At 44.4% G+C, this 14,614-nt stretch carries 12 protein-coding genes and 1 pseudogene; all 13 read left to right on the top strand.

Annotated features, from left to right (window positions below):
• Positions 1–58 precede the first annotated feature (58 nt).
• The 13 genes and pseudogenes from NTX44_11420 to NTX44_11360 all read left to right on the top strand — a co-directional run bounded on the left by NTX44_11420 (position 59) and on the right by NTX44_11360 (position 14,309).
• Positions 59–1,012: a hypothetical protein gene (locus tag NTX44_11420; GenBank protein MCX6122211.1), complete on the top strand. Its 954-nt coding sequence runs from the start codon at positions 59–61 to the stop codon at positions 1,010–1,012.
• The gene (locus NTX44_11415; protein MCX6122210.1) at positions 927–2,630 is read left to right on the top strand and encodes a hypothetical protein; all 1,704 of its coding nucleotides are present in this window, start codon (positions 927–929) and stop codon (positions 2,628–2,630) included. The genes NTX44_11420 and NTX44_11415 overlap by 86 nt, the downstream gene beginning before the upstream one ends.
• Positions 2,631–2,724: 94 nt before the next feature.
• Positions 2,725–4,965: an adenylate/guanylate cyclase domain-containing protein gene (locus tag NTX44_11410; GenBank protein MCX6122209.1), complete on the top strand. Its 2,241-nt coding sequence runs from the start codon at positions 2,725–2,727 to the stop codon at positions 4,963–4,965.
• Between the two features lie 295 nt (positions 4,966–5,260).
• Positions 5,261–6,508: pseudogene (locus NTX44_11405) on the top strand (NADP-dependent malic enzyme).
• Between the two features lie 33 nt (positions 6,509–6,541).
• On the top strand, positions 6,542–7,564 hold the full coding sequence (locus tag NTX44_11400; protein MCX6122208.1) for a phosphate acyltransferase: 1,023 nt from the start codon (positions 6,542–6,544) through the stop codon (positions 7,562–7,564).
• Positions 7,565–7,903: 339 nt separating this feature from the next.
• Positions 7,904–8,146 (top strand): 4Fe-4S dicluster domain-containing protein, encoded by a 243-nt coding sequence (locus tag NTX44_11395; GenBank protein MCX6122207.1) that lies wholly within the window; start codon positions 7,904–7,906, stop codon positions 8,144–8,146.
• 273 nt (positions 8,147–8,419) lie between these two features.
• Positions 8,420–9,514, top strand: a complete 1,095-nt coding sequence (gene vorB, locus NTX44_11390; protein MCX6122206.1) for a 3-methyl-2-oxobutanoate dehydrogenase subunit VorB — start codon at positions 8,420–8,422, stop codon at positions 9,512–9,514.
• Between the two features lie 11 nt (positions 9,515–9,525).
• Complete coding sequence (locus NTX44_11385) at positions 9,526–10,293, top strand: thiamine pyrophosphate-dependent enzyme (GenBank protein MCX6122205.1); 768 nt, start codon at positions 9,526–9,528, stop codon at positions 10,291–10,293.
• A gap of 90 nt (positions 10,294–10,383) precedes the next feature.
• Positions 10,384–10,953, top strand: coding sequence for a 2-oxoacid:acceptor oxidoreductase family protein (locus NTX44_11380; protein MCX6122204.1), 570 nt, complete (start codon positions 10,384–10,386; stop codon positions 10,951–10,953).
• Positions 10,954–10,958: 5 nt separating this feature from the next.
• Complete coding sequence (locus tag NTX44_11375) at positions 10,959–11,273, top strand: hypothetical protein (GenBank protein MCX6122203.1); 315 nt, start codon at positions 10,959–10,961, stop codon at positions 11,271–11,273.
• Positions 11,274–11,513: 240 nt separating this feature from the next.
• On the top strand, positions 11,514–11,768 hold the full coding sequence (locus NTX44_11370; GenBank protein MCX6122202.1) for a hypothetical protein: 255 nt from the start codon (positions 11,514–11,516) through the stop codon (positions 11,766–11,768).
• A gap of 73 nt (positions 11,769–11,841) precedes the next feature.
• Positions 11,842–12,981, top strand: a complete 1,140-nt coding sequence (ald, locus tag NTX44_11365; protein MCX6122201.1) for an alanine dehydrogenase — start codon at positions 11,842–11,844, stop codon at positions 12,979–12,981.
• 8 nt (positions 12,982–12,989) lie between these two features.
• The gene (locus tag NTX44_11360; protein ID MCX6122200.1) at positions 12,990–14,309 is read left to right on the top strand and encodes a 4-hydroxybutyrate CoA-transferase; all 1,320 of its coding nucleotides are present in this window, start codon (positions 12,990–12,992) and stop codon (positions 14,307–14,309) included.
• Positions 14,310–14,614 lie beyond the last annotated feature (305 nt).

Raw genomic sequence — 14,614 nt, 5'->3', positions numbered from 1 at the left:
TTTATTTTCCGATAATCGCCACCATCAATAGCTGCACGTTCATCATGAGGGGATTACTATGAAACGCATTCATCAATCCGCCATTCGTTTATCATTCCTCCTTACTGCTTTGCTATGTTCTATCACCTATGGACAGGTCAGTCAATACGTCATAGAGGTAAAAGTACCGCCAGCTATTGAACAAGAACCGCTTTCTGTGAGCGTTGAGATAGCGCAGAACGCTCAAGTTCAGAGAGTATTACTCAACTATCGTCAATTTGGAGAGACAGAGTACAAAGAACTCGAGATGCTCCTTTCCGGCCGGACAGCAGTTGCTACGCTGCCGGGTAAAGCTGTCTTGCCGCCTTATATTGAGTACTATATCAAGTTTCAGCTTGCAGATAATACACAAGCAACATATCCATCAGATAATCCTGAAGTCAATCCAATTAAGGTTGCAGTAAAAGGAGTGGATCCAAAAGATGCAGAAGTTCGCTTTCTGAGCCCGGAACCCGGAGAGACGTTAGCGGCAGAAGATTTGGCGGTTGCTGTATCGTTGATGTTTGTTTCTGATGCGGTTGATAAGCAGCGAACACGTATCTACCTTGATGGTGCCGATGTAACAAAAGAAGCGTTGCTCTCAGATGATGTGATTCTCTACAGTCCAAAAAATTTTGATAGACCGCTGAATTTGGGAACACATACCGTTAAGATAGAATTGGTTGACACGAAGGGACGGGTGTACTATACGAAACAAGCGGACTTTAACTTATCGACGGCCGCTGCCATAGAAGAGGTGAAGAGCTCGTTGCAGTATATGGGAAATGCTCAAGTTGAATTACGAAATGAAAAAGTGGATGTCACGAGTACATCCTACCAGCGCGCAGATGTCCACCTCAACGGTACATATAAATTTCTTGCTTTTGGATACGATATGCACTTAACGAATGAAAACACCGACGACCGTCAGCCGCAAAAATCGCTTCCTGGGTACCTTGCAGGCGGAAGATTATGCAAAAGTGCAGATTGGTGATGCGTATCCGATGTTCCCGTCGTTGTTCATTAGTGGAAAACGCGTACGCGGAATTACCGGTGCATTGACATTGGGCTTCTTCAACCTTGATGTTTCATTTGGTAAAACGGAACGCAAAATTGAGGGCCCCCTGGGCGGCATAGTTCTCTACAATGATTCTTCGGCCGCATCATCTCGTCCAAAGGAAACATTTTTTGAGAGTTATGGCGGGCGCAATACGAATACAACGCCAGGATCTACCGATACATTAATACAGAACTACCGTTCGTACACAAATGGCACATTTGATAGAGATTTCTTAGCCGTTCGTCCAAGTTTTGGAAGCGGAGAATCATTTCAATTTGGACTCACTTTTATTAAAGCGAAAGATGACAAAAATTCTATTAAATATGGCAATTATCCTGCGGAAAATTTAGTCGCAGGCACAGATTTGTTGATTGCTTTTGATAATCAGAAAATAAAGTGGACTACGCAGGTTGCTTTCAGTCTTGAGAACACTGATATTTCAAAGGGGAATCTGTCTGACGTGCAAATTGATTCCGTAAAAGGTGTCTATGATACGACGAAATCGGCGGCTGATCATGCAAAAGCTTTAAAAGATGCCGATGATCTCAAAAAGATGGCGAAAATTGGCAGCCAGTTCATTACCATAAATGAAAATTTAACGCCTTTGGATCCGATAAGTGGATTGCCATCGTTATCAGTTGAATCCGAGTTGACGTTAAATTATTTCAACAACTATATTCGGGCAATGGCATTTCGCCGCGGCAAGAATTTCAAATCGTACGGCAATGAATATGTTCAAACGGATATCGCAGGCATTAATCTTTCCGATAGGATCCGCCTGCTCGACAACCGGCTCATGACAAGTTTTTCGTACGAGACGAAGTGGAACAACATTCAGAACGAAAGCAGCTTACCGGTTACAACATTTAATACCTTCAACGGATCGGCGACAGTGTACCCGGGTGTGAAACTGCCTACCATGACATTTGGATACGGATTTAATACACGCAAAAATCCTATAGAACTTAATCAGGATACTCTTGTAACAGCTGTGGTAGATACGACGTTCCCATCTTCAAAAGCGGATTCTTTAAATTACGCTGATGAGAAGACAAATCGTTTCTTCTTCGCAGTAAATTATGACTTCAATGTGCTTGCGCGTCAAAGTTTAAATGCAACCGTCAGTATTGCAAACAAAAAGGATAACACGTTCAATTTGCGTAATCAGGATAACGTTAGTGTTGCTACTGCACTGACAACATTCTATAAGATACCGTTACAAACAACTATTGCAATTATCATCAGTCATAATGCTACATATTTTGCATTGCAAGATACGCTCACAAAACGATATCTGAGTACTACTTCTCAACAAACATTTAACTATCAAACTTTTTCCCTGAATGCGCGATATCGGCTCATGAATGATCGCCTTAATTTGTTGGCAACACTGGCACCGTCGTTCGGTGATTTCAAACGGACGCTCATTCAAGCCGGTGTTGATTATCAGATTATGGATGGACATTATATCGTAGGCCAGCTTGATGTAATCCAAAATCCGGGCAAAGAAAACGACGTTATTGCAAGTATTGTATATCGGTTTACGTTCTAACGAAGTATTCACTTGCGTATCAATTCCCGCTTCTCTTCACCGTACATGAGAAGCGGGAGTATTCCTCCCGTTCACCGCAAAAGGAATTAGAATTATGACTTCCTATGAATTCAAAAGAAAAATATTGCCGATGCTTGTGAAGCTGTCCATCGGTCTCGGCATAGGCGTCTTCGTTATTATCATCGGCCAAGGGTGGCTCTTCGAATTGACCTTTCTGAAGAATATCGATTTGTTGACGATTGATCTCCGTTACCAAAGCAAATATGTACGAACCGAGCAGACGCGCGATCTCAAAAAAGACGGTGACGTTGTCATCGTAGGGATTTCGGACGACGATCTAAAAGCTTTTATCGAACCGTTTCCTTTCCCGCGTTCATACTATGCACACGTCATTAAAAATTTGAATGACGCAGGTGCAAGAACAATTGTATTTGATATGACCTGGGAATCAATCCGGGATGTTCAAGGAGATAGTGTCTTACGCGCAACGCTTCAGAAATACAATAATGTTGTCATTGCCACAAAAGTTGAAACAGGCACCGTGTACGAGAAAGCAATAGTGCAAGCTACAGAACCGACGTATAATAATATCTTTTTTGATGTTGATAAAAATATCGGTGTGGTGAATATCTATAAAGATAGAGACGATGTGTGCCGTTCATACTTCCCCATGTTAGACGTGAAAGGCTTTTTAACTCCATCACTCGGATTTGCAGCACTCAATCAATACTTCAAGTTACCCCCTTTGAATACGGTCAAAGAAAGGGACAACTTTTTTTACTTGACAAGAGATTCTGCACGCGTGAGTAAAATAATCAGAACTATTCCCAGCAGTGAGACATCAACATTTCTCTTAAACTATTATGGGCCAGATCATACGTTCCGCTATATTCCATTTTCGCAGGTTATTGACGACTCAACATTCGAAACGAAGGACGAGTTTGATATACGGGAATTAGGAGAGCAGCTCAATACCTTCGACGCGATAACGATGAACCTTGTAAAGAATAAGATCGTCATCATCGGCTCCGTCATGGCTGAAGAGCGTGATTATCACAATGTGCCCCTGTACAAAGAAGAAGGCGGAAAGAAGAATTATGCGATGAATGGTGTTGAAATTCATGCCACTGCCATTCAGAATGTTATCGACAGCAACTTCATCACAACTGCTGATCCGATGATTGAAAGCATTGTCATCATTCTTTTATCTCTCATCTGTTTCATCGGTTTGCTGGCGTTGAAGCAGGTTCGCATACGGCACATGTGGCTGCTGGAGATCGGGGCATTTCTTTTGACCGTCATTCTTGTTGGTGCAGTGTTCGAAGTTTCCATTATCGTGTTTAGTAATAACAATGTATTGATGAATGTTGTGAATCCGAGTCTTGCAGTTGTTTTTGCATATTTCGGTACAGCAGTTTATCAATACTTGACCGAGCGGCAGCAAAAGGCAGTCATCAAAAATATGTTCGGTCACTATATTAATCCCGCCGTGGTGAACGAATTGGTTTCGAATCCAGAAAAGGCAAAGCTCGGCGGCGATCGTCGTGAACTGACAGTGTTCTTCTCCGATATAGCCGGCTTCACAACTATCTCGGAACAATACCATGCCAAACCGGAGGGATTGGTGGCTTTGCTTAATGAATTCTTAGACGAGATGACCCGTATTGTACTCAAGTTCGAAGGAACATTAGATAAATACGAAGGCGACGCGATTATGGCATTCTGGGGCGCACCGCTTCCGCAAAAAGATCATGCGCTCCGAACATGTCTTGCAGCATTGGAGATGCAGAAGCGTTTGGAATCGCTCAGGCCAAAATGGATAAAAGAAGGCAAACCCCCGCTTTCTGTGCGGATGGGTATCAACACCGGTATTGTCATTGTTGGTAACATGGGCGGCAAGGACAGGTTTGACTACACCGTTATCGGCGACAGTGTGAATCTTGCTTCGCGGCTCGAAGGCGCGAACAAACAATATAAATCTAATATTATGGTCAGCGACTTTACCTATACACATGTAAAAAATAAGGTCATTGTGCGGGAACTTGATTTGATCCAAGTGAAAGGCAAAACAGAACCGGTGAAAGTGTACGAACTGCTTGGTACTGCCGACATGGAGATGACCGAAAACCAGAAACAGTCGCTGGAGATGTATCACGAGGGATTGAAACTTTACCGCGCAAGGAAATGGGAAGAAGCGATTGCGTATTTGCAGCAGGCATACTCATTAGACGAGACCTGTTATGTTGCACAGATTTATTCAGAGCGTGCGAACTTGTATCAAATTACTCCGCCGCCGGCTGAATGGAACGGCGTCTTTGTGATGACGACAAAATGATGCTGTTTAACGTCAAAGAAGCCCGATTCTGTAGGTATGGAATCGGGCTTTGTGTTTTACAGGCTGCAGAGTATTGTATTTCGTTTTTTGAGCCTCTACAACGTCTTGATCGAGGTGCTTTATTGAACCAAATTGGTTAAACGGTAGTAGTATAGTAGTTTCAGAGAGAATGAATGCACTTTCTCCATGCTTCAAGAGATGGCAAGATGAAAGCCTGGGTTGCGTTCATTCTTAAAACTCATTATACTTTACCATTACTTCAAGAAGTCACAATAATTCTTTGAACGGAGGTTTTATGGTTCGTAAACAAGAAGCACTCGATTACCATTCGATGGGCCGCAAAGGCAAAATAGAAGTTGTTTCATCCAAACCATGTCAGACACAGCGCGATTTGTCGCTGGCGTACACGCCGGGAGTTGCCGATCCATGTCTCGAAATTCATGCGAATCCGGAAGATGCCTACAAGTACACAGCCAAGGGAAATCTTGTCGCCGTGGTTTCAAATGGAACGGCAGTTCTTGGTTTAGGCGATATCGGTGCACTTGCCGGTAAACCGGTCATGGAAGGCAAGGGCGTGCTCTTCAAACGCTTTGCGGATATCGATGTGTTCGATATCGAGTTGAACACACACAATGCTGATGAGATTATTAAAGCCGTGCAGCTGCTGGAACCGACTTTCGGCGGTATCAATCTCGAAGACATCAAAGCACCGGAATGTTTCTATATTGAAGAAGCGCTGAAAAAGACAATGAACATCCCTGTTTTTCATGACGACCAGCATGGCACAGCTATCATCAGCGGTGCGGCGCTCGTAAATGCTCTGGAAATTCAGGGAAAGAAAATAGAGCAGGTCAGGGTTGTCTTCAGCGGTGCAGGAGCTGCCGGTATTGCATGCGCGAAGCTCTATGAAAAGTTAGGCGTCAGGCGGGAGAACATATTTCTTGTGGATACAAAAGGCGTTGTGTACAAAGGCAGAACGGAAGGAATGAATCAATACAAAGAGTATTTTGCCATTCAAACAAATGCCCGGTCTCTTGCCGATGCTGTCAAAGGAGCAGATGTCTTCTGCGGTGTTTCGGCAAAAGGAGTGTTAACGAAGGAAATGGTCAGGTCGATGGCGGATAACCCGATCGTATTTGCCATGGCTAATCCTGATCCGGAAATTACCTATGAAGACGCAACAAGCGCTCGCGACGATATTATTATGGCGACAGGGCGTTCAGATTTTCCGAATCAAGTCAATAATGTGCTGGGTTTCCCGTTTATTTTCCGGGGAACGCTTGATGTGCGCGCTACGACCATCAACGATGAAATGAAGATTGCTGCGTCGCATGCATTAGCGAAACTCGCGAAGGAAGATGTTCCTGATAATGTTCTGAAAGCCTACGGAAAGAAACGGATCGAGTTTGGCAGGGAATACATTATTCCAAAACCTTTTGATCCGCGCGTGCTGTTTTGGGAAGCGATCGCAGTGGCAAAAGCTGCGATGGATACAGGCGTGGCAAGAAACCCGATTACAGATTTTGAAAAGTATCGCGATCAGCTTGAAGCACGTCTTGGTAAGTCGCGGGAAGTTATGCGATTCTATATCAACAAAGCAAAGAGCGAACCGAAGCGTATCGTTTTCCCGGAAGGCGAAGAAGATAAAATCCTTCGTGCAGCGCAAGTACTGCTTGATGAAGGAATTGCTAAACCGATATTGTTAGGAGCTCCGGATGCAGTAAATCAACACATCAAGGATCTTGGTCTTGAGTTGAAGGATGTGGAAATCATCCGTCCAAGAAAATCTCCGCGCTTTGAAGAATATGTGTCGGCGCTCTACAATCTTCGCAAACGGAAAGGAATGACCTCTGCATCGGCGAGACATCTGTTGAGAAATAATTATAATGTCTACGGCATGATGATGGTGGAGATGGGCGATGCCGATGGTTTAATCTCCGGATTGACGGAACATTATCCGGAAACAATTCGGCCAGCGCTTCAGATTATCGGCACACGTGCAGGTGTACGAAAAATTTGCGGCGCTTATATGATGGTTTTTAAAAACAAAACGATCTTTATTTCGGACGCGACCGTCAATATTGAGCCGGATGCAGAGGACCTTGCGGATATCGCCTTGCTGACTGCGGAGAAAGCACTTTATATGAATGTGATTCCGCGTGTGGCGATGTTGTCCTTCAGTAATTTTGGCAGCACGCAGCATCCTTTAACGGAAAAAGTGAGGAAAGCGGTAGAGATTATCAAAAAGAAAGCGCCTAATCTGGTTGTCGAGGGAGAGATCATGGCAGATACTGCGTTAGATCCTGATATCGTATCTGAAGTCTTCCCGTTCAGCGAAATCAAAGGTGATGCAAATGTGCTGATTTGTCCTGATTTGACATCAGCAAACATTGCATATAAAGTTTTAGCGAAACTTGGCGGTGCAACAGCGATTGGACCGATGTTGTTAGGAATTCGCAAGCCGGTGTATTTACTCGTACCTGGTTGCGATGTCAACGACATCGTCAATATTACAGCAGTTGCTGTTTCCGAAGCACAGCGCATTGCAGAAAATCCTCCTGGATCTCCTGATGAAGTTCTGCGCAGTTATGTAAAATGACTGAACTGAAAAACGTAATGATGAAGTCCGCCTGCGAAGGTGGACTTCATTTTTTATTTGCGAATATATTCTTTTGGTACTATTACAAAAGTATCAAAGATATAATTTTAAAGAGGAAAATTGATCTGCTTACTTTTTCATCAACCTTATTGCTTTCGGGAAACAATTTTAAAATCTTCTTAAAAGTGCCAAGTGTCCTTTTTTTTCTTCTAAAATACAGCATTTAAGCCGTTCTGGCAAGTAATACACAACGTGGCACGCTACTTGAACGTACATCAAAATAATATATGATGTCTTCTTTGGTTCGTCGGTTGAAAAAAAAATCCACCGGAGTGTTACATGATTCGAGGAACAGTTATTGTTGCAACGGAAATTTGTAAAGCATGCGAGTTGTGCATTACAGCTTGTCCGCAGGATTGTTTGGAGCTGTCATCCCAATTGAATTTGAAAGGTTACCGCTACGCACAGTTGAAGAATGATTCTTGTACCGGATGTATCAATTGCGCTATCGTCTGCCCTGACAGTGCTATAACAGTATACCGCCAAATAAAAGCGATGAAATCAGCGGCACCGAAAATCTAAAAGGACGACAGCGGGATATAACAACGCGGTGATACATATATAATAACTTACGAAGATATCGAAAACCCTTTACACACATAACTCTTTGACGCCGTAGGCATCGAACATTTTTAAGATTTGATCTCGAAAGGAATATCCAACTCCGTAGGTGTTGAACGTCTAGAGTGTTCTTTATATGTGAGTGGTTTTCAATTTACAAATCTTCAGCTCCTTATGGAGCTGAAGGGCATAACGAGCAATTACAAAAATTATTCACTTAAGAAATGTGAACCCATGGCAGGTGGAAACGGAAAATCTAACACTCGATTAATGAAAGGCAACGAAGCACTCGCTGAAGCCGCATTGCGGGCAGGTATGCAGGCATACTTTGGATATCCCATCACACCGCAAACAGAAGTAATGGAGTATCTTGCAATTCAGGCGCCAAACTATCCGGGCGTTGTAATCCTTCAAGCAGAAAGCGAACTTGCAGCAATTAATATGGTGCACGGTGCTTCCGGCGCCGGTGCGCGTGCAATGATTTCATCATCGAGCCCCGGCATCAGCTTGATGCAGGAATGTCTTTCCTATATGGCATCAGCGCAATTGCCGGCTGTGGTTGTCAATGTTCAGCGAGGCGGACCCGGTCTTGGCACTATTCAGCCGTCGCAGGCAGATTATTTTCAGGCGGTAAAAGGAGGCGGTCATGGTGATTATCATCTCATCGTACTTGCACCGTCTTCGGTGCAGGAAATGGTGGATTTTGTATTCGATGCATTTCGTTTATCGGAGAAGTACCGTAACCCGGCGATGATTCTTGCCGACGGCGCGCTCGGTCAAATGATGGAGAAGGTCACATTGCCTGCGGCGGGCTCTCTTCCAAAAACGAATTTCCCCTGGACGACGATCGGCAAACCAAATTCGCGCGAACGAAATATTATTACTTCTCTGTTCATCCAGCCGGAGCGGATGGAGAAACTCAATTTAGTCCTGCAGGAAAAGTATCGTCAGCTGCAGAAGGAAGTGCGGTCGGAAGAATTTCAAACCGAAGATGCAGACATTGTTCTTGTCGCGTTCGGATTAACATCCCGCATTTGCAATAAAACCATGACCCTGGCGCGCGAAAAAGGACTGAAGGTTGGATTGCTCCGTCCAATCACGCTGTATCCATTTCCGACAGCTGCGCTTGCAGCATTAGCAGAGCGTGCAAAAGTATTTCTGACGGTCGAAATGAATGCAGGACAAATGGTGGAAGATGTACGGCTCGCGATCAACGGCAAATGCGAGGTACATTTCTACGGACGGATGGGCGGAATGATTCCATCGCCGGAAGAAGTGCTGGCACAGGTGGAATCAATTGCCAAAGAATTTCAAACGGCGCATGCATGAAGGTGGAAGAAATGGAAACAGCAGCGAAAATTGACGGCTTAGAAGTCGTTTATGCAAAACCGAAAACACTTACCGATACCCCGACACACTATTGCCCGGGATGCGGACATGGCGTCGTGCATAAAATTCTGATGGAAGTCGTTGATGAAATGACTATTCAGGAAGAAATCATCGGTGTAGCACCGGTCGGATGCGCGGTGTTTGCATACGACTATATGAACATCGACATGCAGGAAGCCGCACACGGACGCGCAAGCGCAGTGGCGACAGGGGTCAAACGAGTTCTTCCCGATAAATATGTTTTTTCTTATCAAGGCGACGGCGATCTTGCGGCAATTGGTACCGGTGAAACAATCCATACCGTCAACCGCGGCGAGAATATTCTTATGCTCTTCATCAACAATGGTATATACGGAATGACGGGCGGTCAGATGGCTCCGACATCATTATTGGGCATGAAAACAACAACATCGCCATTCGGACGCGAAGTTGCAACCATGGGCAATCCGTTGAAGATCACAGAATTGATTGCACAGCTTCCCGGCGCGTACTATGTCTCACGGCACTCGGTGCACAATACGGCCGCAGTGCGTAGGCTGAAGAAGGCAATTTCTCTCTCATTCAAATATCAAAAGGAAAAAAGAGGAACCTGTTTTATCGAAGTCGTCTCTAACTGCCCGTCCGGCTGGAAAATGACGCCGGTTGAATCCAATGAGTGGTTAGAGAAAAACATGTTTCCAACATATCCGCTTGGCGATATCAAAGTGCCGAAGAGTTAACGCTGAAAAAGTACTGGCTTGGTGGAACAATGTAGAAATTTGTAAAATGATGAAGCAAAAATTCTTTTTGAAAACGAAACGACGAAGAATATGAGCACAACTCAAGAAATAATTATTGCCGGCTTTGGCGGTCAGGGCGTTCTTTCCATGGGGCAAATTATTGCGTACGCCGCAATGGAAGGGAATAAAGAAGTAAGCTGGATGCCCTCGTACGGCCCCGAGATGCGCGGCGGTACAGCAAATTGCACGGTGATCGTTTCTGATTCACGCATTAGTTCTCCTATTATCACAAAGTTTGATACTGCTATTGTGCTCAATCAGCCGTCGGTTGAAAAATTTGAAAACGCTGTGAAACCGGGCGGCATCTTGATCTATGAAAAGTCCACGATCCTCCGGCCGCCGGTAAGAAAAGATATCGAGGTTCTTGCAATTCCTGGATTAGAAGAAGCTCAAAAACTCAAAAGTAAACAGGTAGCAAACATGGTGCTGCTGGGTGCTTTTCTTGAATTATGTCCGATTGTAAAATTGGAACATGTACTAAGTGCTCTGCACAATGTTCTGCCTCCGCATAGACAGCATTTAATTCCTTTGAATGAACAAGCATTAGTGCGAGGCAGGGAATTGGCGATGGAAGCAGCAGCTGAAACGGGGGCACGATGAAGCAGATGGATAAAACACAATCTGCAATTCAAGCGTGGAGTGAACAAGTAATTGAGTCTGGCAGTGCACAATGCAACCACGACTGCCGTATTACGTGTAGAATGTTGACTGAAGCAATGCGAAAAGAAGCAGAGATGATCCATTTCTATGAGACCATCATGGCAGAGTGTGATTATCCGGATGTGAATTCCTTTGTACGGGGACTGTTAGAGGAGAAGAGCCGTATTGTACTGCGCATTAACCAGAAATTGAATGAAATCCGCGCCTGCGGTCAAGTGAGCAATGGTGTTATTTCGGGATGTAATCCGGAATTCTTATAACTCTGCCTGAACGGAAAACAAATCTTCGTTTAGAAATACTATTTCTAAGAACGTTGAACGGAGATTCTTTTATGAATACCAAAATATTTCAACGTATCAAACCCAAACATAATCATCTTTGTGCCCCTTCACCGTACAATAATAAAACAAAAACGAATGATGTAATGAACGGTAGGCGATTCGCCTTTACAAATTTTTGTATTGGAACGGGTTCACGACCTGTTTAAATTGAGAATAAACATGAATTCTGCTTGCGAACAATTAGCTGACTTACTAAAAATTCAAGAAGTTATTATTCGGCGCCACATCGATGTGCATAAATGGCTTAGACATATTCCAGATCAGGAACAGGGTATGATAGATTTTATAGAAACATACGGCTGGTTACTCCGAGAAATGTACTGTGGGCATGTTTGTTCAAAAAGAATTGGATGCTCAATCGCGGCAGAGTATATACCACCTGCAGAATCATCAAACGGAATGTTTTCAAACTGAAAACGCATCTTGCACTTTACGCAATCATTTTCTAAGGTACGGCAAGAAATAAATTACAGGAAGGATTGTTGGCATGAACATCGGCATACTTAAAGAAACGGCTCCATCGGAACGGCGGGTAGCGCTGACACCGGGCGGTGTGCAAACATTGGTAAGTTTAGGCGCTGTTGTATATGTAGAACGGAATGCTGGGGCGCTTAGTTTCTTTAAGGACGATGAGTACATCAGTGCAGGCGCAGTGATTGTGTACAGTCCGGAGGAAGTTATTAATCGTTCCGAGATAGTTTTAAAAATTGCGCCGCCTGCTGAGTCGGAGCTCAAAATTCTTCATGAGGGACAAACACTCTTTTCCGCATTGCATCTTGCCATCTCCAAACGAAAAACAATAGAAACACTTCTTGAAAAGCATGTGACTGCAATCGGGTATGAATTGATTGAAAATGAGCGGGGCGATTTGCCGATTGTCCAAACGATGGCAGAAATTGCCGGGCAGATTTCAATTCAAGTGGCGGCGCATTATCTTCAGGCCCGCGAAGGCGGACGCGGCGTACTTTTGGGAAGTATTCCGGGTGTCCCTGCCGCCGATGTGCTCATTCTTGGCGCTGGAACTGTGGGACGCACTGCAGCGCGTGTCGCGCTTGGAGTTGGAGCGAAGGTGATGATTATCGACAAGAACATTAGCCGCTTGCGCGAAGTGGAGGATTTGTTTCAATGGAGAATCGCCACTGCCGTTTCCGATCAATACAATATTGAGTGTGCGGTGCGCGAAGCAGACGCGCTCATTGGTGCTGTTCTGTTGAAAGGCGAAAGGACTCCGCATTTAGTTTCTGAAGAGTTGGTGAAACAGATGAAACCTGGTTCTGTCATTGTCGATATTTCTATTGACCAAGGCGGGTGTGTAGAAACGAGCCGTCCAACAACATTGACTGATCCGGTGTATATAACTCACGGCATTGTACATTATTGTGTTCCAAATACTCCGGCTTCGGTACCGCGCACAGCAACTGTCGGATGGACAAACGTACTTCTTCCTTTCTTACGGGAAGCAACCGAGCTTGGCCTGGAACAAGTTCTTCGCACTGATATTGGGTTTTCCAAAGGTGTCTGTACATTCCGGGGATGCTGTACGAATAAAGCTGCGGCCAAAGCGTTCGATCTTAAAGCGAACGACGTTCAAACATTACTCAACTCTCCGACAAATAAAATCCAATAGGAATGACTATGAATTGGCTCGATCAATACAAGTCGAAAGTTGTGACGGTTGAGGAGGCGGTAAAGGTTGTCAAATCGAAAGACCGGATTTTTCTCAGCGGGAATGCTGCAACACCACTTCTGCTTACAAACGCACTTGCAAAACGAGCGCCGGAACTTTCCAATGTTGTAGTCAATCACATTTTGTTGCTGGGAGATGATCCGCTTTCCAAGCCCGGCATGGCTCAGCATTTCCGACACAATTCACTGTTTGTCGGCCCCGGCGATCGGCAGTCTATTGCTGATGGAAATTCGGATTATGTACCTGTACATCTCTCACAGGTTCCAGCACTTTTTTCTGAAAAATACATTCCTCTTGATGTTGTATTGATTCACCTTTCACCGCCGGATGCGCATGGATTTATGAGTTTCGGTGCCGAGTGCGCTGCTACGAAAGCAGCGGCGGAAAATGCAAAGATCGTTGTTGCACAGGTGAATGAGCGTATGCCGCGCACGCTGGGTGATGTGTTCATTCACGTTTCACGAGTACACAAAATCGTGGAATGCTCTGTGCCGATCTTGGAACTTCAACCTATCACAGCATCAGAGATTGAAGAGCGGATTGCTGATTTCATTACTCCTCTTATTGAAGACAATGCGACTCTGCAATTAGGCATTGGAGGTATACCGGATGCAGTACTGGCACGTATTGAAGGCAGACAGCATTTAGGCATTCACACAGAAATGATTTCCGACGGTGTTGTGGAAGCAATTGAGAAAGGAATTATTACAAGTCAGAAGAAAACGCTTCATCCGGGGAAAGTAGTGGCTACATTCGTAATGGGCACTCAAAAGCTCTATGACTATGTTCACAACAACCCGCTCTTCGAACTGCACCCATGCGACTATACCAATAATCCCTTCATCATTGCGCAAAACGAAAAGATGGTGGCAATCAATTCTTGCATCGAAGTGGATATTACGGGACAGGTCTGTTCTGATTCTATCGGCACGAAAATTTACAGCGGCTTCGGCGGGCAGGTGGATTTCATCCGCGGAGCAGCACATTCCAAAGACGGCAAACCAATTATTGCGCTCCCTTCGACAACGAAGAATGGTACGGTCTCCCGAATCGTTCCTCAACTCAAGCCCGGTGCAGGCGTAGTAACATCGCGGGCAGATGTACACTATGTCGTAACAGAGTACGGAGTTGCTTCACTCCATGGAAAAAATCTTCACCAACGAGCGGAAGCTCTCATCGCTATTGCGCACCCATCGTTTCGCTCAGAACTTGAAGAGTATTTACGAAATCCCAAACAGTACAATCCAAATGCCGGTGGTCCTGTCTGAGAATTAAAGTATAGACTGAATTAAACTTCAGGTTCCTTCCTTGATGTGGGTGCTGTCTGGGTTCATCCGCTTACATTCCTGTTTTTAGCAAGAAATTCCAATTCTCAAGATATCTATGATGAATTTATCTACAAAAATGCGTGATTTACGCTGAATTATCATACAGTTGCAATCTGATTCTTGGTACAAACATTGCCAATTATTAAGTGTTTTGCATTCTGATGGATGCTGTAAAGCAAGGCAATTGAATGAGATACTTAATCAATAAAGTTTTATTTTTTGCATATAAATTCTCACCTTAAGTA

This window comes from Ignavibacteriales bacterium (assembly GCA_026390575.1).
Lineage (GTDB): Bacteria > Bacteroidota > Ignavibacteria > UBA10030 > UBA10030 > Fen-1298.
This window is presented reverse-complemented; position numbering and strand designations above follow the sequence as displayed.